23 protein-coding genes are annotated in these 20,976 nt (G+C 70.3%); 9 read left to right on the forward strand and 14 right to left on the reverse strand.

Going from position 1 to position 20,976, the window contains the following annotated elements; translation table 11 throughout:
* Positions 1-5: 5 nt before the first annotated feature.
* The 3 genes from BEP24_RS06495 to BEP24_RS06505 form a co-directional block, all read right to left on the reverse strand.
* Complete coding sequence (locus tag BEP24_RS06495) at positions 6-608, reverse strand: recombinase family protein (RefSeq protein ID WP_065961542.1); 603 nt, start codon at positions 606-608, stop codon at positions 6-8.
* A 140-nt stretch (positions 609-748) separates the two neighbouring features.
* A complete protein-coding gene (locus tag BEP24_RS06500; RefSeq protein ID WP_065961543.1) occupies positions 749-1,321 on the reverse strand; it encodes a uracil-DNA glycosylase family protein in 573 nt (190 codons plus the stop codon).
* Positions 1,318-2,382, reverse strand: a complete 1,065-nt coding sequence (locus BEP24_RS06505; RefSeq protein WP_253181612.1) for a TDT family transporter — start codon at positions 2,380-2,382, stop codon at positions 1,318-1,320. The genes BEP24_RS06500 and BEP24_RS06505 overlap by 4 nt, the downstream gene beginning before the upstream one ends.
* 163 nt (positions 2,383-2,545) lie before the next feature.
* Here BEP24_RS06505 and BEP24_RS06510 point away from each other — a divergent pair, with 163 nt between their 5' ends.
* Entirely contained in the window at positions 2,546-3,472 is a 927-nt protein-coding gene (locus tag BEP24_RS06510) for a LysR family transcriptional regulator (protein WP_065961605.1), read from the forward strand.
* Here BEP24_RS06510 and eno read toward each other — a convergent pair.
* From eno to BEP24_RS06540, 6 genes are all read right to left on the reverse strand, one after another.
* On the reverse strand, positions 3,457-4,791 hold the full coding sequence (eno, locus tag BEP24_RS06515; RefSeq protein ID WP_083230152.1) for a phosphopyruvate hydratase: 1,335 nt from the start codon (positions 4,789-4,791) through the stop codon (positions 3,457-3,459). The genes BEP24_RS06510 and eno overlap by 16 nt on opposite strands.
* 136 nt (positions 4,792-4,927) lie before the next feature.
* Positions 4,928-5,413 carry an inorganic diphosphatase gene (locus tag BEP24_RS06520; RefSeq protein WP_065961546.1) on the reverse strand — a complete coding sequence of 162 codons (486 nt, stop codon included), beginning with the start codon at positions 5,411-5,413 and terminating at the stop codon, positions 4,928-4,930.
* A gap of 32 nt (positions 5,414-5,445) precedes the next feature.
* Complete coding sequence (locus tag BEP24_RS06525) at positions 5,446-5,817, reverse strand: CrcB family protein (protein WP_065961548.1); 372 nt, start codon at positions 5,815-5,817, stop codon at positions 5,446-5,448.
* Complete coding sequence (locus tag BEP24_RS06530; RefSeq protein WP_171898743.1) at positions 5,814-6,293, reverse strand: CrcB family protein; 480 nt, start codon at positions 6,291-6,293, stop codon at positions 5,814-5,816. The genes BEP24_RS06525 and BEP24_RS06530 overlap by 4 nt, the downstream gene beginning before the upstream one ends.
* Positions 6,294-6,313: 20 nt before the next feature.
* On the reverse strand, positions 6,314-7,060 hold the full coding sequence (locus BEP24_RS06535; protein ID WP_065961551.1) for a 2,3-bisphosphoglycerate-dependent phosphoglycerate mutase: 747 nt from the start codon (positions 7,058-7,060) through the stop codon (positions 6,314-6,316).
* Positions 7,057-7,563, reverse strand: coding sequence for a universal stress protein (locus BEP24_RS06540; protein ID WP_065961553.1), 507 nt, complete (start codon positions 7,561-7,563; stop codon positions 7,057-7,059). The genes BEP24_RS06535 and BEP24_RS06540 overlap by 4 nt, the downstream gene beginning before the upstream one ends.
* A 348-nt stretch (positions 7,564-7,911) precedes the next feature.
* Between BEP24_RS06540 and BEP24_RS06545 the strand changes: the two genes are divergently transcribed.
* The 4 genes from BEP24_RS06545 to BEP24_RS06560 all read left to right on the forward strand — a co-directional run bounded on the left by BEP24_RS06545 (position 7,912) and on the right by BEP24_RS06560 (position 10,801).
* A complete protein-coding gene (locus tag BEP24_RS06545; RefSeq protein WP_065961555.1) occupies positions 7,912-8,367 on the forward strand; it encodes a hypothetical protein in 456 nt (151 codons plus the stop codon).
* 108 nt (positions 8,368-8,475) lie between these two features.
* Positions 8,476-9,078, forward strand: coding sequence for a DUF305 domain-containing protein (locus tag BEP24_RS06550; protein ID WP_065961557.1), 603 nt, complete (start codon positions 8,476-8,478; stop codon positions 9,076-9,078).
* Between the two features lie 99 nt (positions 9,079-9,177).
* Positions 9,178-10,374: a permease gene (locus tag BEP24_RS06555; protein WP_216093116.1), complete on the forward strand. Its 1,197-nt coding sequence runs from the start codon at positions 9,178-9,180 to the stop codon at positions 10,372-10,374.
* A 211-nt stretch (positions 10,375-10,585) separates the two neighbouring features.
* Positions 10,586-10,801, forward strand: coding sequence for an antitoxin VbhA family protein (locus BEP24_RS06560; protein ID WP_065961560.1), 216 nt, complete (start codon positions 10,586-10,588; stop codon positions 10,799-10,801).
* A gap of 574 nt (positions 10,802-11,375) precedes the next feature.
* Here the strand turns inward: BEP24_RS06560 and BEP24_RS06565 are convergent.
* The 4 genes from BEP24_RS06565 to BEP24_RS06580 form a co-directional block, all read right to left on the reverse strand.
* The gene (locus tag BEP24_RS06565) at positions 11,376-12,191 is read right to left on the reverse strand and encodes an ATP-binding cassette domain-containing protein (RefSeq protein ID WP_065961562.1); all 816 of its coding nucleotides are present in this window, start codon (positions 12,189-12,191) and stop codon (positions 11,376-11,378) included.
* A 35-nt stretch (positions 12,192-12,226) separates the two neighbouring features.
* Positions 12,227-12,895 carry a GntR family transcriptional regulator gene (locus BEP24_RS17820; protein WP_065961564.1) on the reverse strand — a complete coding sequence of 223 codons (669 nt, stop codon included), beginning with the start codon at positions 12,893-12,895 and terminating at the stop codon, positions 12,227-12,229.
* A 122-nt stretch (positions 12,896-13,017) separates the two neighbouring features.
* Positions 13,018-13,995, reverse strand: a complete 978-nt coding sequence (locus BEP24_RS06575) for an MDR family oxidoreductase (protein WP_065961566.1) — start codon at positions 13,993-13,995, stop codon at positions 13,018-13,020.
* 113 nt (positions 13,996-14,108) lie between these two features.
* A complete protein-coding gene (locus tag BEP24_RS06580; protein WP_065961567.1) occupies positions 14,109-15,137 on the reverse strand; it encodes a 6-phosphofructokinase in 1,029 nt (342 codons plus the stop codon).
* 74 nt (positions 15,138-15,211) lie between these two features.
* On the opposite strand from BEP24_RS06580, the gene BEP24_RS06585 reads away from it, so the two are divergent.
* Both BEP24_RS06585 and BEP24_RS06590 read left to right on the forward strand, forming a co-directional pair.
* Positions 15,212-16,180, forward strand: coding sequence for a DNA-3-methyladenine glycosylase 2 family protein (locus BEP24_RS06585; RefSeq protein ID WP_171898744.1), 969 nt, complete (start codon positions 15,212-15,214; stop codon positions 16,178-16,180).
* A gap of 111 nt (positions 16,181-16,291) precedes the next feature.
* A complete protein-coding gene (locus BEP24_RS06590) occupies positions 16,292-16,480 on the forward strand; it encodes a zinc transporter permease (protein ID WP_065961569.1) in 189 nt (62 codons plus the stop codon).
* 88 nt (positions 16,481-16,568) lie between these two features.
* Here the strand turns inward: BEP24_RS06590 and BEP24_RS06595 are convergent, their stop codons facing one another.
* Complete coding sequence (locus BEP24_RS06595; RefSeq protein ID WP_065961571.1) at positions 16,569-17,426, reverse strand: NAD(P)-dependent oxidoreductase; 858 nt, start codon at positions 17,424-17,426, stop codon at positions 16,569-16,571.
* Positions 17,427-17,771: 345 nt separating this feature from the next.
* On the opposite strand from BEP24_RS06595, the gene BEP24_RS06600 reads away from it, so the two are divergent.
* Both BEP24_RS06600 and BEP24_RS06605 read left to right on the forward strand, forming a co-directional pair.
* Positions 17,772-19,367 (forward strand): MFS transporter, encoded by a 1,596-nt coding sequence (locus BEP24_RS06600; RefSeq protein WP_083230155.1) that lies wholly within the window; start codon positions 17,772-17,774, stop codon positions 19,365-19,367.
* 58 nt (positions 19,368-19,425) lie between these two features.
* Complete coding sequence (locus tag BEP24_RS06605; protein ID WP_065961574.1) at positions 19,426-20,289, forward strand: SMP-30/gluconolactonase/LRE family protein; 864 nt, start codon at positions 19,426-19,428, stop codon at positions 20,287-20,289.
* The last annotated feature ends 687 nt before the right edge of the window (positions 20,290-20,976 follow it).

Consider the following 20,976-nt stretch of genomic DNA (forward strand, 5'->3'; position numbering starts at 1 on the left):
GCCAGCTACATCGACGGGGAGGGCTTGGTGCGCCGAGCGGTCTCGAGCTCGGTGTGCTTCGCGAGCGTGCGGTAGATGGTCGTCCTGCTGACTCCGAGGACGTCTCCGATCTGCGCGACGGTCATGTCCTGCTGCTCGTACAACCGGCGTGCCGTTCGGACTTGGTCAGAGGACAGCCGCGGTGGACGCCCGCCCGTGCGGCCACGGGCGCGGGCCGCAGCGAGGCCGGCATTGGTGCGCTCCTTGATGAGGTCCCGTTCGAACTCCGCCAGGGCGGCGAACACGTGGAAGACGAGGCGGCCGCCGGGCGAGGTGGTGTCGATGGTCTCCTGCAACGACCGGAACCCGACACCGCGGTCCGCGAGGACGTGCAGCTGGTCGATGAGGTGCCGGATCGAGCGCCCGAGTCGGTCGAGACGCCAGACGACGAGTGTGTCGCCAGGGCGGATCTGGTCGAGGAGCTTGTCGAGTTCTGGTCGGTGCTCGAGTGACCCGGACATGGTGTCGACGAACACGCGGAAGCAGCCGGCAGCGTTCAGCGCATCGACCTGCAATGACGCGTCCTGGTCGGTGGTGGATACGCGCGCGTACCCGAGGAGGTGACCCATGAAGAGAACGTAGCGAAACTCGACCAGGAGGGGTAGTGGCGGCACGTAGATTCCGGGACTGAGTTCCGCTACAAGACACGCTGTCTCGCACACTGCCGGAGCGTCAGTTCGGACAGTTGTAGCGGAATCGTTCGTATTCGCTACACTGGTCGCGTCAGTGCGGCAAGCTGGAGTGCTTGAACGGAACGTCGGTGTTGTTCCGCGCGGTGGCGGCCGTTGGCGGGAGAGGGGTGTGGCGCCGCGATGACGGGTATGAGTCTGGGGTGCTCGTCTAGGGTGAGGTGCCGCATGACTCCGTCGAGGGCAACGGTCCCGTACGTGACGATGGCGTCGAGCACGGGGAGTACCCCGAGCAAAGCTCCGAGGGCGCTTCGCCCCTCGTCGATGTCCGCAGGTCGTATGCGGCCGGGGATTTCCCAGGGGATGAGGTTCCAGCGGAGGTACTCGCCCCGTGCGAGTCCGGACTCGATGCGGGCTGCGCGGAACGCGGCCGAGGCCGGGCCCTGGTTGTCCTCGCTGCAGACCGCCGCGTGCGCTGCGGCGATGGTCTGCGGGCCGGGCGACTGCATGAGGACCAGCACGCGGCTGGATGTGCCGCCGGATCGTGGGTCGAAGCTCGGGACGAACCGTCGCGAGCCGTCAGGCGCGGTGCGCCATGTCTCGGCGAGGGCGTTCAGCGATCGAACGTCCGCGAGTTCCTCGGCGGTGCTCACGCCGGCTGTGGTGGTGCCAGGAGGGTGCCTCGGATGACGGAGCCGTGGAAGGTGCGGACGGCAACGGTGATCCAGGCGGCGACGAGTCCCACGTAGTAGATGACGGCGAGGACGGCGACGACGGTGAGTCCGGAGTGCAGGGCCAGGCCGTTCAGGCCGGTGACGCAGGTGCCGACGGGGAACGTGAATGACCACCAGGTCAGGCTGAACGGCAAGTGCTCTCGGGCAGTGCGGATGGTGATCACGAGGGCGATGACGGTCCACAGCAGTGCGAACCCGAGCATCGCGAACCCATACACCAGCGCCACGACCAGCAGGGCATGCGCGGTACTCGCATCGACAACGGTCGGGGCGTTCGACGCGAGCAGGTTCACGGCGGTGATCGACTGTCCAACCGGTCCGAGGACGATCCACAGGGTCGGGACCATGCCCGCGGCGCCGACCTTGTGCTGCGCGAGACGGTTCCAGATCAGCGTGATCACGACCAGCGACGTGATGAGGCTGAGGCCGAAGAAGCCGTAGCAGGACCACAGCAGTGTCTCGCGTGCCTGTCCGGCGGGGGCGTAGGGCAGGAGGAGCGCACCGGTGGAGGCGGACACCATCGGCGGGACGATCGGCATCAGCCAACCGCCGAACGCGGAGTCGGGCGTGTTCTCGTGGCGGGTGAACGCCAGGTACGGCACGAGCACTGCCGTGAGCAGTCCTCCGATGGTGCCGATGCTCCAGAGGACCCAGTCGACGGTGACGGCGGCCGGGAGGCCGATCCAGTCCTTCCCGAGCAGGATCGTGCCGGCACCAACGGTGAGGAACGCCATCGGCGGGGCGCCGTAAAAGTGGGAGAGGACCGGGTGAAGGTGGTGCTTCGCTGCGGTGCTCCGGTAGCGGACCCAGTGCAGGACCGTCGCGATGGTGAGGGCGACGAGCAGGACCGCGGCGACTGCCCACACCACCGTCGCCGCAGTGCGGAGCCCCGGGAACTGCAGCGGCAGTGATGCAGCTGCGACGGCGACGATCCCGGTGCCCATGATCGATGCGAACCAGTTCGGGGTCAGGTTCGACACGATCAGTCCTGGCCGCTCCAACTCCCGGAACAACCGCCGCTCTTGCACACCATGTTCGGAACGTGCGGGTGCGTGGGCGAGGTGAGCGGACATGTACTCAGCGTGCGCGTCTTTCCCATGGTCCGGGAACGGCGAACTCCTTGGCGGGGCACAATGGCTTCTTGTGGCACTGCGGCGGCTGACGGACCGGACTCTGGACCTCGACACGCTCGAGGTCCTCGTCCGCGTCGCGGAGACCGGTTCGTTGACCCGCGCGGCCGAAGCGTTGGGGGTGACACAGCAGGCGGTGTCCGCGCGCTTACGTGCCGCGGAACAGGCGATCGGTCAGCCGCTGGCGCACCGGAGAGCATCCGGGACCGCTCTGACCGACGCCGGCCGGGTGGTGCTCGGTCTGGCCATTCCGGTGTTGGAGGCGTCCCAGCGGCTCGAAGCAGGAGTTGTCGCGCTGCGAGAACCGGCGGGATCCCTCGTGGTAGCAGCGTCGCAGACGATCGCCGAACTCCTGCTGCCTGGATGGCTGCTCAACCACCGTGCTGCCGCACCCGATGCGTCGGTGCGTTTGATTGCGGGCAACTCCACCGCGGTGATCGATCTCGTTCGCTCCGGCGCTGCGGACGTCGGATTCACGGAGACCCCTGCTGCGCCACCTGACCTGTCCTCTTTGGTGGTCGACGAGGACGAACTCGTGGTCGTCGTCGCTCCGCACCATCCGTGGTCGCGGGCTTCGAGCATCACCGCGGACGACCTCGCGGAGACGCCGCTGCTGCTCCGGGAGGAAGGGTCCGGCACCCGCGCCACGGTCGAGACGTGGCTCGACGATGCGGGCCGTACCCTCGTTCCGCCAGCTGCGGTACTGGAGACGACGGGCATCATCCGCGCCAACGCTCAAGCGGGCATCGCTCCGGCGGTGATGAGTCTCCGCACTGTCGGCAGGGACCTCGCCGACGGTGCCCTCGTGCGGGTGCCGCTGCTCGGCCCACCACTGATCCGGTCGCTGCGTGCGATCTGGTCAGGCCATCCCGGGCCTGCTGTCACGGCGTTTCTGGACACCGCTCGCAGCTCGAATGCCGGTGATCAGATCAGTCCATAGGGCAGATTGAGGTGCTGCTCAGCGATCTCGGTGAGCCGGTTGTACTTCGCGACGCGTTCGCCGCGGGCGGGTGCGCCGGACTTGATCTGCCCAGTGCCGGTCCCGACGACGAGGTCGGCGATGAACGTGTCCGTGGTCTCCGCGGAACGGTGGGACACCATGCTGGCCATCCCGATGCCGGTGGCGGTGGCGATCGCGCCGAGGGTCTGGGAGACGGTGCCGATCTGGTTCGGCTTGATCAGTGCCGCGTTCGTCAGGTGTTGCTCGCCGCCGTCGCGGATGCGTTGTGGGTCGGTGACGTAGAGGTCGTCGCCGACGGTCTGGATCCGGTCACCGAGCGCGGCTTGCATGCGGCGGAACCCTTCATGGTCATCCTCAGCGAATTCGTCTTCGATGCTGCGGATCGGGTACGTGTCGATGAGCTGCCGGTAGTAGTCGACCAGCCCGTCCCGGTCGAGGCTGTCGTCGAGCATCCGGTACGAGCCGTCTCCGAGGAAGAACTCGTTCGCGGCCGGGTCGAGGGCGATCGCCACCTGGTCGACGCCCGGCTCGTAGCCGGCGGCGCGGATCGCGGTGACCAGCAGGTCGAGCGCTTCCTCGGGTGCAGCGATCGATGGTGCGAAGCCGCCCTCGTCGCCGAGGCCGAGGCTACTGAACCGGTCCCGCACCAGGCCCGCGAGGGCGTGGTACACCTCCGCGCCGATGCGGACAGCGTCGGCCATCGAGCCGGCGTTGACGGGGGCGATCATGAACTCCTGGAAGTCCAACGCGTTCGCTGCGTGCGCGCCGCCGTTGAGGACGTTGAAGTGCGGGACCGGCATCCGCGGCGTCGAGCCGGTGATGTCGGCGATCCACTGCCAGAGCGGGAGGTCCGCGGCGTGTGCGAGCGCCCGGGAAGCGGCAATGGAGGCCGCGACGACGCTGTTCGCGCCGAGCCGGCGGTATCCGGTGGTGCCGTCGAGTTCGGCGAGGGCGGCGTCGACCTGTCCGATCGCCGACCAGGACCGCCCGGTGAGCAGGCCCGCGATGTCGGCGTTGATCAGGTGGAGCGCCTGGGTGATGTCGCGGCCGCCGAACGCTGTTCCGCCGTCGCGGAGCTCGACGGCTTCGTGGGCGCCGGTGGATGCGCCCGCGGGGGCGTCGCCGGTGACGGTGCGGCCGTCGTCGAGCTCGAGGGTGACGCGGACGGTCGGGTAGCCGCGGGAGTCGAGGATGCGGGCGCCGTGGACGGCGTCGATGGTGACGGGGTGGTCGTGGTGGGTGACGTACTCGCCCTGGTGGGCTCCGTGGTGGTGGATGCCGCTGATGTAGTCATTCATGGTGACGCTCCTTCTGGTCGGGTCATGCGTCGGGCTGGTCTGTGGCTGAGGGGAAGCCGCGGGGAGGCGGAGGGGACGTCCTGCTGGCGATCACTCAGCGCCAGTGCCTCCCCGCGGCGGTCTTGGGGCCCGTGGGTCACGGGTGTCTGGTGTGGGCGTCCTGTGCGGTGCGGATGACGGCTTCGGCAGCAGTACGGTCGGCCCACCCGTTGGTGGTGACGTGCTTGCCGTGCTCGATCTCCTTGTAATGGGAGAAGAAGTGCTCGATCTCGGTGAGGGTGTGCTCGGGAACGTCGCTGATGTCCTGCAGACCTATGAACCGGTCGTCGTTGGCGGGGACGGTGAGGATCTTGTCGTCGCCGCCGTTCTCGTCGACCATGCGGAGCATCCCGATCGGGCGGACCGTGATGACGACGCCCGGGAACGTGGGTCGGGGCAGGAGCACGAGCGCGTCGAGGGGGTCGCCGTCATCGCCGAGCGTGTCGTCGATGGAGCCGTAGTCCTGGGGGAACACCATGCTGGTGAACACGGCACGGTCGAGCCGGATCCGGCCGGTGGTGTGGTCGACTTCGTACTTGTTGCCGCTGCCGCGGGGGATCTCGATCTTGACGTCGAACTGCATGGGAAGGTCCGTTTCAGGATGTGGAGTGGCGGTCACAGCAGGCCGCCGAGGAGGATGCCGGCAATGGCTGCGGAGACGGAGAGGACGAGCATGCCGAGCCCGTTGACGGCTGCGGCGGTGATGCGGCCGCTGCGGGCGAGGCGGACTGTTTCGAAGCTGGCGGTGCTGAACGTGGTGTAGCCGCCCATCACCCCGGTGCCGAGCACCGCCACGGGGGCTGCGCCGAGGTGACTGGCGGCGCCGACGATGAGCCCGAGTAGCAGGGACCCGGTGATGTTGATGGTCAGGGTTCCGATCGGGAGGCGGAACTCCCGGCCGGTGTTGATCAGCCCGTCGAGGAGGAACCGGGCTGCTGCGCCGACGCCGCCACCGGCGGCGACCGCGAGGAGGATGCCGGCGTTCATGCGGACACCGTCCGGGGGCGGAACCAGCCGGCGACCACCAGTCCGACCGCGGTCGCGATCGCACCGACGATGACGGTCAGGAGCGCGTACCCGGTGCCGGCGAGGCTGTGGCCGGTGAGGAACAGTGCGGCGGTGGATTCGGCGAGGGTGCTGTAGGTGGTGAACCCGCCGAGCACTCCCGTGCCGAGCAGTAGCCGCAGGACACGTCGGCGGCCCGCGTCGGGACCGCGATGCGCCAACGCTTCCAGGAGTACCCCGAGCAGCAGCGCTCCGCTGATGTTGATCCAGAAGATCGACCAGCTCACCCCGTCGTCTGCTGGGAGCAGTCCACTGATTACGTCGCGCAGGAGCGTGCCGGCCGCGCCACCGAGTGCGACGAGGCCGACGTACCGCCACCGCAGGTGCACGGGCCGCATGCTCGTTGTGGGGTCGGAGACGTCCACATCGGGGTCGGAGGGGAGCTGATTGTCGGGCATTGGGATGTCCGTTCGGGTGTTCACGTTCCGCCTTCTGCTGCGACCAGCGCCGCGGCGTGCTGCGCTGCTGCCGGATCCAGGAACGTCCCACCCCGTGGGGCGAGGGCACTCGTCGGCGTGAGCTGGTACTGCAGCGGCTGCCCGGTCGGCAGGTTCAGCTGCTCGAGCTCTCGATCGGTGAGGTCGTCGATGCACGCGCACAGGGCGCGGAGCGAGTTGCCGTGCGCGACGACGAGGGCTGTTCGACCCGACCGCACCATCGGTATGAGCCGGTCCTGCAGCACGGGTCGGACCCGGTCGATGACGTCAAGGAGGGCCTCGGTGCGCCGGAGGGCAGTGTCCGGCAGGTCGCGCAGCGCGGAACTTGACCGCAGCGCCGTCCACGCCTGCAGGGACATCGCCGGTGGTGCGCCGTTCCGAGACCTGCGGAGCCGGGTGTACTCGTCGTCGCCGAGCGTTCGGCGCGCATCGGTCTTCGTCATCCCGGTCAGTGCGCCGTAGCTGCGTTCGTTGAGCTGCCAGACTTCTTCCGTCGGGATGGCTATGCCGAGAGTGTCGATGATCAGTTCCGCTGTGCGCACGGTGCGCTGCAGCGTCGACGTGAGCACCTGGTCCGGGATGATGTCTGCTGCCTGCAGGAGCCGCCCCGCGGTCACGGCCTGCCGTTCACCCTCGACGGTCAATGGTTCGTCGCGGAGGCCGGTGAAGGTGCCGGCCCGGTTCGCGGTGCTCTCCCCGTGGCTCAGCAGCACCAGCCGGCCCGTCACGACGCATCCCACGGCAGGGCGCTCTCGAACCCGTCCGGAGCGTGTGGGACGACCACGACGGGACGGTGCTGCTGGTGCGTCAGGCGGGCGGCGACGGATGCGTTGAAGAACTCCGCAACCCGGCGTCGGCCCGTCTGGGACCCGACGACGATCATTACCGCGTCACGCTGCTCCGCCACCGCAGCCAACGCCCGGCTCGGATCCCCGACTCGGGTGAGGATCTCCACTCGGACCGACCGTGCTGCAGCGAGATCGTGGATGACGGCGACGTCGCGGTCGGGCAGCTGCTGCGGTTCGGTGTCCGCCGTGTCCGGATCGATCGGTTCGATGATCTCCGAACCGTCCCGACGAGTTCCTGCGCTCAGCAGCGCCGGATCCACCGCAACACACACCACCGACGCGCCGAAGTGCTTTGCGATCAGCGTGGCAACGCCGACAACGCTCTCCACCTGCCCGGACTGCACACCGGCAACGATCGTGCGGGCGGAATCTGCCTCGACCATTTCATCTCCCTATCTCGGGCACGCTGACGCGCACCATGCTGAGATAGGGACTGTTGTCGACAGATGTCGAGGTTGGGTCCGGCAAGCCCCACTGCCGGGTCCGAAGACACCACCAGTATGCACCCACCACCACGCACCACGACAGGAAAGGCCTAGGACTTCTTCTGAAGGGGAGTGCCTCTGGTCGGTACGGTCGCGCGACGCCTACCCCTGTGCTGATCGATCAGCCAGCCGCCCGAGACAGCACATACCCCCACGGGGTACAGTGCCACTCGGTCGACCTCGCAACGGAACGTGCTTCCGCTGCAGCCCGACGCTCCGCCACCCCTCGTCCTGATCGAAGAATCGATGCTCACCACCACCGCCTCCCCGCGTCGCCGACTGCTGCTGCAGGTCACGGCGACGTTGGCGTTGCTGCTGCTGGTCGGGTTCACGGTCCTGATGCACACGATGGCCGGACACACCGCCGGCCACGAGCACCCGATGGCAGCTCCCGCCGCCACCACCGAGCACACCCATGCCGTCGGAAACCGCCACGGGGAGCATGCCGCTCCCGCGGCCGCGGTGATGACGGCCCTCACCGACGCCGGCTGCGACAGCGGCCTGTGCGCGCTGATGTGCTCGCTGATGGGGATGGCGTGCACGCTGACGATTGCCCTGTTCGCATGGGCGCTGCTGCGCGCACGGGCCGACGGCGTCCTCGCGCTGCTCTCGCGCCTGCTCGCGCTGGCAGGCCATCTGCCGCGCCGCATCGCGGCACCGAAACCACCGTCATTGACGGCACTGCAGATCATCCGCATCTGATCCGCCCCCTGCGGGACCACACCGTCGCAGGGTGAATCCCGCATGCCCAGAACCGGGAGGCATCCGCCTGCCCGAACCACCTGACGCATCCACGGGAACGGACCTTCCATGCACACCACCACGACCACACGCACCCTCGCGATCGCCGCCGCACTCACCCTCGGCCTGACCCTCGCCAGTTGCTCCACCAGCAGCAACACCGGCTCCGACGCGGGCTCGTCCGCCACGTTGAGCTCGGCCGCGTCTGCGCACAACGACCAGGACGTGATGTTCGCGCAGATGATGCTGCCGCACCACCAGCAGGCCGTCGAGATGAGCGACATGCTCCTCGCGAAGGGCGACGGTGTTGACCCCGACGTCGCCACCCTGGCAAAGCAGATCAAGGCCGAACAGGGCCCGGAGATCACGCAGCTCACCAGTTGGCTGCAGGGCTGGGGGGAGCCCACCGAGTCGGAGCACTCCGGGATGGGGCACTCCATGTCCGGGATGATGTCCGACTCCGACATGACCGACCTCGACCAGGCATCTGCGAAGGACGCCGGGCAGCTGTTCCTGCAGCAGATGGTCCAGCACCACAAGGGCGCCGTCGATATGGCGAAGACCGAAGTCGACAAGGGCAAGAACACCGACGCGGTCGCGATGGCCAAGTCGATCGTGTCGAGCCAGACCGAGCAGATCACGCAGATGAAGGACATGCTCGCGTCCAAGTGACACCAGTCGCGGGTCGAGGCGGGCAACGCAGTCCGCCTCGGCCCAAGACCGGTTCTTCCCCGTTCGTGACCACCTGTCGCGGCAGACCATGCCCGCGACGTGAAGAAGCAGGTACGCATGTTCGTGATCAACGCAGTCGGTGACGCCCTAGCAGCAGCCGCCTCGATGGGGTGGGAGATCCTCTGGCCCCTCATCCTCGGCTTCACCCTCTCCGGCATCATCCAAGCCGTCGTCCGCACCGACCAGATCACCAAGCTCATGCGCGACGACTCCCCCCGAGCGATCAGCGTCGCCACCGGCCTGGGCGCACTGTCCTCGTCCTGCTCCTACGCCGCGGTCGCCCTCGCACGGGCCCTGTTCCGCAAGGGCGCGAGCCTGACGTCCGCGATGGCGTTCGAGGTCGCCTCCACGAACCTCGTCGTCGAACTCGGCCTGATCCTGGCGTTCGTGATGGGGTGGCAGTTCACCGTCGCGGAGTTCGTCGGCGGCCCGCTGATGATCATCCTCATCGCCCTTGGGTTCCGACTCTGGATGCGCGGGAAGATCGTCGACGCCGCCCGCGAGCAAGCCGACAAGGGCCTCGCCGGCTCGATGGAGGGCCACGCGGCCATGGACATGTCCGTGCAGGGCGATCAGGGCTTTTGGCGGCGACTGTTCTCGAAGCCCGGACTGACGAGCGTGTCGCAGTACTTCGTCATGGACTGGGCGTCCGTGCTGCGTGACATCGTCATCGGCCTGCTCATCGCCGGCGCGTTCGACGCTTGGGTGCCGAAGGCTTGGCTGCAAGCACTGTTCCTCGAGGGCCACCCGACGCTCGCGTTCCTGGTCGACCCGCTCATCGGCCCGATCCTGGCGATGGTGAGCTTCGTCTGCTCCGTCGGCAACGTCCCCCTCGCAGCGGTCCTCTGGAACGGCGGGATCAGCTTCGGCGGTGTGATCAGCTTCATCTTCGCCGACCTGATCATCATCCCGATCATCATCATCTACCGGAAGTACTACGGCTGGAAAGCCGCCCTCCGCATCACCGGCATCTTCTACGGCGCCATGGTCCTCGCCGGCTACGCCGTCGAACTGCTCTTCGCCCCCCTGCATCTCATCCCCACCAACCGGCACCTCACCATCGTGACGACCTCGATCAGCTGGAACTACACCACCTGGCTCAACATCGTGTTCCTTCTGATCGCCGCGTTCCTGCTCGTCGCCTTCACCCGCAGCGGCTCCTGGCCCATGCTCCGCATGATGAGCGGCCACCCCGACACCGACGACCAGGCAAAGGCCAAGCACAGCCAGCCCTGACCCGGCAAGCGACACAGACGGAGCAAGCTGGGCCATACAGCACTGCCGGAATCACGCCTTAGAGCGTTCCCAGCCACACGTCGACCCGTACCAGCACGAGCCTTTTGTTTTGTCAGAACTCATCGTCAAAACAGTGCGGCATCGAAACGTGTACTTACCGTTTTTGATGCTGAAAGAGTATGATTGAAATATTGACGTGGGGGAGGACCCGATGGCAACGCAGACCAAGACCACGCAGCTCAGCGACACCGAATGCTTGCGCCGTCAGCAGATCATCGACGAGGCCCGCACCTCCACTGAACTCGAGGGCGGCCGTTCCTCGGACGAAGTTCACGCGCTGCAGGACCGGTGGGTCCGTGGTGAGTTGACGTGGCAGGAAGTAGGCGCCGAGGTGCGCCGACTCCACTCGTCCAGTGCTGACCGCTGATCTGGCATGGCCAGCCTTGACCGTGAGGTCTGGGTAGCGGAACGGCCCTGGGCAACAGGCACCACTAGGCAGGACCAGGTAGCCAGCTATCTGGACGCCGAGACCGAACTGCTTCGCAGCCGGTCGACCGAGCCTCTCCACACCGTAGAGGAGCTACGCCGATTCGAAGATAGCCGCGTTGAGTACCGGTGGACGAGATCCAAGCGGAGCCGATCCGCGGGGACTTCGGCATCGAGTATCTGCAGGCAATCCACCGACACCTGTTCCAAAACGTGTACCCCTGGGCTGGCGAAATTCGGACTGTGGGGTTTTCGGAGGACGGCGAGAAATCCCTGGATCCTCGTCACGTCGGGTTCTAGGTCGATGGCACCGCTCGGATAATGCGCGAGGACGGCCTGCTCCCTCCAGGCATGGACAACGCTCGGTGGTCGAGCCTGCTCGCGGAGCGCTTCAACGACGTGAACGACGCTCACCCCTTCCGCGAGGGCAATCGCCGCACTCAGCGCGTCTACTTCGACCAGGTCGCCCAGGCCGGCGGGAAGACGATCCACTGGTTGTCCTGGGCTCCCCGTGGTCAGGACGACGGACGGGAGGCGCGGGTCGCCTCCGGCGCGCGGCGTGCGTGCCAGCGCCCACCGACACGGTCGACGGTGAGCGGGAACGCGAAGGCTGCGGACACCGCGGACGACGTGACGACCGCGTCCGCGGGCCCCTGCGCCACGACGGCCCCGTCGCGGAGCAGCAGCGCGTGCGAGGTCGAGGCCGGCAGGTCCTCGAGGTGGTGGGTGACCATCACGCTCGACAGGTCGGGGCGTCGCGTGCGCAGGGCGTCGACGGTCTCGAGCAGGTGCTCCCGCGCGGCGACGTCGAGCCCGGTCGCGGGTTCGTCGAGCAGCAGCAGGTCGGGCTCCGCCACGAGGGCCCGCGCGATGAGTGCCCGTCCGCGTTCCCCCTGCGAGAGGACCGGCCAGCGCGCGTCGGTGCGTGCGACGAGCCCGACGTCGGCCACGAGCCGGTGTGCGGCGTCGAGCTGCTCGGCCGTGGGCTCCCAGCGCAGCATGAGGTCGGTCGTCCCGGTCAGGCCGGTGAGGACGACCTCGAGCACGGTCAGGGGCGAGAGGACCCGGTGCCGTGGGTCCACGTGCCCGATGTGCTCGCGGAGCGCGCGGACGTCGGTCCGGCCGAGTCGCCGACCGAGGACCTCGACGGTGCCCGCCGTCGGGTGGCTCGTGGCGCCGAGGACCGCGAGCAGCGTGGACTTCCCGGCGCCGTTCGGGCCGAGCAGGGCCCAGTGCTCCCCGCTGCGGACGGTGAGGTCGACGTCGTGCAGCAGGTCCCGGCCGGAGCGGGTGACGCGGAGTCCGGCGGCTGCGATGCGTGGTTCGGTCACCGCTCCATGCTGCCGGACCCGCGCCCGTTCCCGGGTCAGGCCTTCGCGGCGCGGACCTCGGCGAGGTGCTCGGCCATCGCGCGGGACATGCCGCGGATCACGGCGCCGGCTGCCTCTCCGTCGCGGCCCTTCGCGGCTGCACGGAAGGAGTCGAGTCCGTGCTTGACGTCCCAGAACACGAACTCGGGCTGGCCGATCCGCACGAACTTCGCGCGGTTGACGATGCCCTCGGCGGTCTTCACGAGCAGCTCGTTGCCCGAGTGCGCGACGAGGAACGCGATCAGCGCGTCGATGTCGTCGTTGAGCTTGCGGTCCTCGGCGTCGGCGTGTGCCCGGGCCCCGTCGAGGAGCTTGCCGAGCTGCTTGAGTGCGGCGTCGTCGAGGGTCGGGATCGCCCAGCGCGCGGCGAGCTCGGCGAACCCGAAGAGCAGCTGGAAGGCGTCGTCGTACTGCTCGCGCGTGGGGGAGGCGACCCGGGTGTAGCGGTTCGCCTCCATCTCGACCAGGCCGAAGTCGACGAGCTTCGCGATCGCCTCGCGGATGGGCGTGCGACTGACCCCGAGCCAGGCGACCAGTTCGTCGTCGTTGAGGCGTTCACCGGCCTGGAGCGTGCCGTCCTGGATCGCGGCGAGCATCTTCTCGAGCACGACGTCGCGCAGCAGCTTGCGGGGCGAGTTCTCGACGGTCGACTTGGGCACGGGCATGCGCTGCTCCTCCAGTGGGTTCCGGGTGGTCCGCCGCCCAACCTAGCGTGAAATACGCAAACGTTTGTGAAAACACCAGTGATGTGAAAGATCAGCCGCGGGAGGTCGGCCTGCGGGGGTGGTCAGCCGCGGAGGTCGACCACCGTCCGGCCGTGCACCCGCCCCGCGACGACCTCGGCGCCGACCGTGACCGCGCGCTCGAGGTCCACCGTGCGCGTGACGTCGGCGAGCAGGGCCGGGTCGAGGTCGGTCGCGATGCGGTCCCACGCCTGCTGCCGGAGGGCGAGCGGGGCCTCGACCGAGTTGATGCCGAGCAGGGACACGGCACGCAGGATGAACGGCATCACGGTCGTCGGCAGGGCCGAGTCCTGCGCCAGGCCGCACGCCGTGACCGCACCGCCCCAGCGCGTCGACGCCAGCACGTTCGCGAGCGTGGCACCGCCGACGCTGTCCACCGCGCCCGCCCAGGTCGCCCGCTGCAGGGGCTTGCCGAGGTCGGCGATGGTGGCACGGTCGACCACGTCGGTCGCCCCGAGGGTCCGCAGGGATCGCTCGTGCTCACGTCGGCCGGTCGACGCCGTCACCCGGTACCCGCGTGCCGCGAGCAGCGCGATCGCGACCGTGCCGACGCCGCCGGACGCGCCCGTGACGAGCACCGGACCGTCGTCGGGCGACACCGACCGCTCCAGGGCCAGGACCGACAGCATCGCCGTGAAGCCCGCCGTGCCGACCGCCGCCGCGAAGGAGTCCTGCACGCCGTCCGGCAGCACGACGAGCGACCCGCTCGGGACCACCGCCTGGTCCGCCCAGCCGCCGTGGCGCGTCTCGCCGAGCCCTGCGCCGTTGCACACGACCCGGTCGCCGATCGCCACGTCGTGCACGCCCGGGCCGAGCGCCGAGACGGTGCCGACGACGTCGATGCCCGGCACGAGCGGGTCGACCCGGGCGACGCCGGGGTTGCCGGCCAGGGCCAGGCCGTCCTTGTAGTTGACGCTCGAGCACGTCACGTCGACGAGGACCTCGCCCTCGGCGGGCTCGGCCAGGTCGACCTGCGTGACCGTGGGCGGTGCGGAACGGGAGACGAGGACTGCGCGCGTCATGCGTCGGACGCTACCCGCGCCTCCCGGCCGCCCGTCCACCAGCGGTGGACGCGACCACCACCGGTGGACGCGACCACCACCGGTGGTCGCCGCCCCGGGGGGGGGGGACGTGCCTAGCCGAACATGATGGCGGCCTCGTCGAACCGGGCCTGCGGCACGGTCTTCAGCTCGCCCAGCGCGTCCTCGAACGAGACGTGCACGATCTCGGTCCCCTTGAGCGCGACCATCCGGCCCCAGCGCCCCTCGACCACCGAGTCGATGGCCGCCAGGCCGAGCCGGGTCGACAGCACCCGGTCGTAGGCCGTCGGGGTGCCGCCCCGCTGGATGTGCCCCAGCGTCGTCGCACGCGTCTCGATGCCGGTCATCTCCTCGATCATCGGCGCCAGGCGCTCGCCGATGCCGCCGAGCCGCGGTCGCCCGAACGCGTCGAGTCCCCGCTCGGTGTGCGCGGTGTCCTCGTGGTCCGGGACGAAGCCCTCGGCGACCACGACGAGCGGTGCGCGACCGCGGTCGTAGGCGGCGCGCACCCACGTCGCGATCTGCTCCATGCTCGTCTTCTGCTCGGGGATGAGGATCGCGTGCGCGCCCGCGGCCATGCCGGAGTGCAGCGCGATCCAGCCGACGTGCCGGCCCATCACCTCGGCGACCATGCACCGCGAGTGCGACTCACCGGTCGTGCGGAGGCGGTCCATCGCCTCGGTCGCGATCGCGACGGCGGTGTCGAAGCCGAACGTGTAGTCGGTGGCGCCGAGGTCGTTGTCGACGGTCTTCGGGACACCGACGATCCGGAGGCCGCCGTCGGTGAGTCGCTTCGCGGCGGCCAGGGTGCCCTCGCCGCCGATCGCCACGATCGCGTCGATGCCGTGCCGCTCGAGGGTCTTCGTGATGTTCTCGACGCCGCCGTTCGGTCCCTCGAAGGGGTTCGTGCGGCTCGTGCCGAGGATCGTCCCGCCCTGCTTGGCGATGCCCTGGATGTCCTTGCGACCGAGGGGCACGATGTCCCCGTCGACCACCCCGCGCCAGCCGTCCCGGAACCCGACGAACTCGTGGCCGTGGATCGCGATGCCCTTGAGCACGATGGCGCGGATGACCGCGTTGAGTCCGGGGCAGTCGCCTCCGGAGGTGAGGATGCCGATGCGCACGGAGACTCCAACGTCGTCGGGTTGCGGGGACCTCCCCATCATGTCTGACGGTGGTGGGGCATTACCATCCCCGTGTGTCCCTGCCGTCCCCCGTCACCCCCGGCCCGTCCGGCGGGTCCGCCGCGGCCGAGCGGGTCGACACGGTGTACCGGCCTGGAGGCGCGGTGGACGTCCGCGCGACCCTCCGGCCCCTGCAGCGCGGCTCCGGTGACCCCGCCTTCCGGGTGGTCGGGTCCGACACGTGGCTCGCGCTCCGCACGCCGGCCGGGGCGGCCTCGGTGCTCGTCCGCCGTGCGGGCAGCGACGCCGTCGCGGTGTCGGCGTGGGGCGACGGTGCCTCGTGGGCGGTGACCCACGCGCCGGACCTGCTCGGCCGCGGCGACGACTGGTCCGACCTCGACGTGGGCGCCCACGCCTTCCTGGCCGAGGCGCGGCACCGCCAACCGGGGCTGCGCCTGCTCCGGACGAACACGGTCGTGGCGATGCTCGTGCCGGCGATCATGGAGCAGAAGGTGACGTCGCGCCAGGCCTGGCGCGCCTGGCGGTACCTGCTGCGGCGCTTCGGTGAGCCGGCACCCGGTCCGGCACCCGCGGAGATGTTCGTCCCACCGACCCCCGAGCAGTGGGCACGGGTCCCGAGCTGGGAGTGGCACCGGGCCGGCATCGAGCCCGGCCGTTCGGCGACGGTGATGCGGGCGGTCAAGGTCGCCCCGGCACTCGAGCGCACGCTGGCGCTCGGTCGCGGCGGTGCGGTGGTCGCGCAGCGGCTCCAGTCGGTCCCCGGCATCGGGCGGTGGACCGCGGCGGAGACGGCGCAGCGCGCGCACGGCGACCCGGACTCGCCGAGCGTCGGGGACTACCACGTGCCCGCGCTCGTCGGGTGGGCGCTGGCGGGCGGCCCGGTGGACGACGACGGCATGCTCGAGCTGCTCGAGCCGTGGCGCGGGCACCGGGAACGGGTCGTGCGGCTGATCGGGGGCTCGGGCTTCCGGAAGCCGACGTTCGGGCCGCGCATGACGATCCAGGACCACCGCTGGCACTGACACCGCCCGGTCCGTCGACCGGTGCTGTGCGCCTCATCAGGCGTCGACGCGGACAGTCCCGGTCCGCTCCCGTAGCCTTCTGTTGAGAACTGATCTCACGAAGGAGGAACCATGTCGAACCCGGACACCACCCCCGCCGCCGAGGCCGAGGAGCACCGCGTCGCCGAGCACGACGTCGCCGACCACGACCACGAGCAGGACGGCGGCGAGCACGAGACCGTCGAGCACGGCGACCACGTCGACTTCGTGCACGACGGCCACCGGCACGCTCGTCACGAGGACCACTACGACGAGCACTGAGCGTCGCTGAGCCGACCACCCGACGGACGGGAGGCGCGTGGCGGGCCCGCCACGGGCCTCCCGTCCGTCGTCGGGTCGCGCGGGCGCCCTACGGGTGCCGGACGCCCTCGCCGGCCAGCACCGCGCGGTAGCCCTCGCGGAAGGTCGGGTACCGGGGCCCCCACCCGGTCGACCGCAGCAGCGCGTTCGACAGGCGCTTGTCGCCGCCGGCCTGCCGCGCGTCGCCCTCGCCGACCGTCGGCTCCGGGAGTCCGAGCTCGGCGGCGAGGAACCGCAGGACGTCGTCCAGGCGGCTCGGTTCGTCGTCCGTGCCGAGGTACGTGGGCGCCGGATCCGGCACGGACGCCAGGTGCACGATCGCGGCGGCCGCGTCGTCCCGGTGGATCCGGTTCGTGTGCGGTGACGTGCCCGGCGCGAGCCGAGCCGCCCCCTCGCGCACCTGCGTGACCAGCCGCTCCCGCCCGGGCCCGTAGATGCCGGACAGACGGACGAGCACGGCACCGGGTGCGCGCTCGCGCAGGAGCGCCTCGGCCTCGACGAGGACCGCGGCCGTCGGGGTACCACCGTGCGCCGGGGTCGCCTCGGTCACGACGCTGCCGTCGGCGACGTCGTACACCGCCGTGGAGGACACGACGAGCAGGCGCGGGTCGGCGGCCGACGCGGCGATGCCGTCGAGCACGTTGCGGAGCCCGTCGACGTAGGTCGCGCGGTACTCGTCGACGTCGCGGGACCCGGCGGCGAAGGCCACGACGACCACGCCGGTGTCGTCCGGGATGGTCGGGACCTCGCGGCGGAGGTCGACCGCACGGCCGGTCAGCGGGGCGGGGACGCGGTCGGCGCTGCGGCGGAGGCCGACGACCGGGTGACCCTGCGCGGCGAAGCGCAGGCCGGTCTCGGTGCCGAGGTCGCCGCAGCCGGCGATGACGACGGTGGGGAGGGAGTGCACGGGTCGAGCGTGGCACGGGCGGCTGGGGAGGGCACGAGCGGACGCGGGGCCGCACTCCTGGCCCGGGCATCCGCTGGGAGTACCGGTGCCACGCGGAGGTAACGTCTGCCGGGCTACCCCGTAGACCCTGCTGCGGGGGCCCGGATCCCTGTTCCCGGGTCGGCCTCGTCCAGACCCTCAGCGTCGAACCCGACGGCGCCGTAGCGCGAGGGCGTCCGTCCCGGACCCGAACCCACGACGGCCGCCCTCGCACCCCCTCGGCTGTACAGGTGCTCACGTCCGGGGGACAGGAAGCGAACCGCGTCTGCGATCCCGGCAGCCACCCGCGCCTAGCGTGAAGTGGTCATGACAGCCGAACACCGCAAGTCCGCCGAGCCCGACGCGGCTCCCACCGTCGCGCACCACGACGCCCACCACGCAGCGGCCGCCGAGGTCGCCGGGCCTGCCCCCGACGCGCACCCGGCTCGCGAGCAGGCCGATCCGCCCGCTCGCGAGCAGCGGGTCGAGCACGGGGGCGACCAGCCCGACCCGAACCGGTGGAAGGCGCTCGTCATCTGCCTGCTCGGCGGCGGGATCGTGCTGCTCGACGTGTCGATCGTGAACGTCGCACTGCAGTCGATCTCGAGTGGCCTCCCCGGGGCGTCGCCCGAGGCGGTGCAGTGGATCCTGTCCGGCTACGCGCTGGCGTTCGGTCTGCTCCTCGTGCCCGGCGGTCGACTCGGGGACGCCTCCGGCCGGCGCCGGATGTTCGTGATCGGCGTCGGGCTCTTCACGGTCGCGAGTGCGCTGTGCGGCTTCGCGCCGAACGGCATCGTCCTGGTCGTCGCCCGGCTCGTGCAGGGCCTGGCCGGTGGTCTCCTCACCCCGCAGGTGACCGCGCTCATCCAGCAGCTGTTCCGCGGCAAGGAGCGCGGTACCGCGTTCGGCCTCTTCGGCGCGACGGTCGGCATCGCCACGGCGATCGGCCCGCTCGTCGGCGGCCTGCTCATCACGGCGTTCGGCACCGAGAACGGGTGGCGGTTCGTCTTCTTCGTGAACCTGCCCGTCGGACTCGTCACGATCCTCCTGGCCTTCAAGTACCTGCCGCAGGCCGCCGGGTCGACCCGGGGCCGGAAGCACGACTTCGACCCGGTGGGCATCGCCCTGCTCGGCGCCGCGGTCGTCGCGCTGCTGCTGCCGTTCGTGCAGTCCGAGCAGTGGAAGAGCAACGCGAAGTGGTGGCTCGTCGTGGCCGCCGTCGTCTTCGCGGTCCTGTTCGTCCTCTGGGAGCGGCGCTACGCCCGGACCAAGGAGCCGGTGATCGACCTCGCGCTCTTCCGCCGCCGGTCGTTCTCGCTCGGCGTCGGCCTCGCCACGGTGTACTTCGCGGGCTTCACGCCGCTGTTCTTCGTCCTGACGCTCGCGCTGCAGTCCGGGCTGCACTACTCGGCGCTGCTCGCGGGCCTGTCCTCGGTGGCGTTCGCGATCGGGTCCGGGGTGGCGTCGACGATCGGCGGGCGGATCGTGCACCGGTTCGGGCGGCAGCTGATCGTGATCGGGACGATCCTCGTGCTCATCGGTCTGGGTGGCGTGATCTGGGTCGTCGCGAACCACTACGAGTCGGACCTCGGCTGGTGGCTCGTCGTGCCGCTCCTGGTCGCCGGCGTCGGGTCGGGGCTCACCATCTCGCCGAACCAGACCCTGACGTTGTCCGAGGTCCCGGTCGAGCAGGGTGGTTCGGCCGGTGGGCTGATCCAGGTCGGTGCGCGCGTCGGGTCGGCCATCGGCATCGCCGCGGTCGGCAGCGTCTTCTACTCGGCGCTCGCCGACTCCCGCGGCGACTACTCGACCGGGCTGCCGCTCGCGCTCGGGGTGTCCCTCGGCTTCGTGGCGGTCGCGCTCCTCGCGGGCATCGTCGACGTGGTCGTCGGCAAGGTGCGGGGGACCGAGGCGACGGTCTGACCACCTGGCAGCGGACCACTCCCGGGCCGCCGACGGGTCCCGCTGGCAGGCTGGGTCCGTGCACACGACGCTCGACTCCGCGACCGACATCGTCACCGGCATCCGGTTCCCCGAGGGCAACCGGTGGCACGGCGGACGGCTCTGGTACTCCGACATGCACACGGGCGAGGTCTTCTCGGTGGACCCCGCCTCGTCCGAGGCGCCCCGGGTCGAGGCCGTCGTCGAGGGGCAGTCCTCGGGGCTCGGCTGGCTGTCGGACGGCCGACTCGTCATCAGCTCGATGGAGTCACGGACCCTCGTCGCCGCCGCACCGGACGGCTCGACGTCGGTGTTCGCCGACCTGTCCGCCGTCGAGCCCTCGCTCCTCAACGACCTGGTGGTCGACGAGCAGACCGGCCGGACCTACGTCGGGGCGTTCGGCTACGACCTGTACGGCGGCGAGGAGCTGCGGCCCGGCCCGCTGTACGTCGTCGAGCCGGACGGCTCCGCCCGGCGCGCGGCCGACGGACTGGTCTTCCCGAACAGCGCGAACGTGCTGCCCGGCACGCGGACCCTCGTGGTGAGCGAGACCTGGGGCGGTCGGCTGACGGCGTTCGACATCGAACCGGACGGCTCGTTGACCGGCCGGCGTGCGTGGGCCGCACTCCCGGACGGCGTCACGCCCGACGGCAGCACGGTCGACGCCGAGGGTGCGGTCTGGGTCTGCTCGGTGGACACGGGCGAGTTCCTCCGCGTGGTCGAGGGCGGCACGGTCACCGACCGGATCGACGCCCCGGGGCGCTGCGCGATCGACTGCGCGCTCGGCGGGGAGGACGGCCGGACGCTGTACCTCGCCACGGCCGACAGCTACGACCCGGCCACGACCGCGACGACGCGTGCCGGGCGGATCAGCGCCGTCCGCGTCACCGTTCCCGGCCCCTGAGCGTCCGCGTCACGGTCAGGGCCACCGCCACCGGTCCGTGAGCGCTCGACGCCGTGGTCCCGGCGTGCGCCGTGCTCGAGGTCGTCCGGCTCGTCGGACGGGTGAGCTGCGCGCCGGTCGTCGGGGTCGAGGTCTCGAGCCCGGGCCGGACGTCGGGCACGCAGCGGGTCGCCGTCCCCGCGGACGTGCGTGCGGGCGACCTGCTCTGCTTCCCCTGCGCGGTCGCCGTCCGGCACCGGGACGTGGTGGAGCCGGTCCGCGCCGCAGTCGGGACCGTCGCCCGCCCGTCCGTGTCCCCCGCGTGCGGGGCGCCGAGCGTGTCTCGACGCGCGGTGATCGGACCCTCGTCCCCCGGGTTTGTCACAGAACGGTAACGACCAGGAATCCGTCCAAACCGTTCGGTGGGGGGTGTCGAATCACCTGCACAAGCCGGGAAACACCCGGAGCGCTCACCAGCCGCAGGTAGCTGGTTCTCCACCCCTGTTCGGGGTGTGTTCGGCGCGCATCCAGGGATTCGCGCCGAGCGCGACAACGAAAGGAACGCAGACATGCGCAAGAGCCTCAAGACCTCCATCACCCTCGCCACCACGGGTGCGCTCGTGCTGGGCGGTGCCGCGTTCGGTGTCTCCGCCGCGCAGGCCGACGGCAGCATCCACACGGTCTCGTCCTCGTCGTCGAAGATCCCCG

Source organism: Curtobacterium sp. UCD-KPL2560 (assembly GCF_001705035.1).
Classification (GTDB): Bacteria; Actinomycetota; Actinomycetes; order Actinomycetales; family Microbacteriaceae; genus Curtobacterium.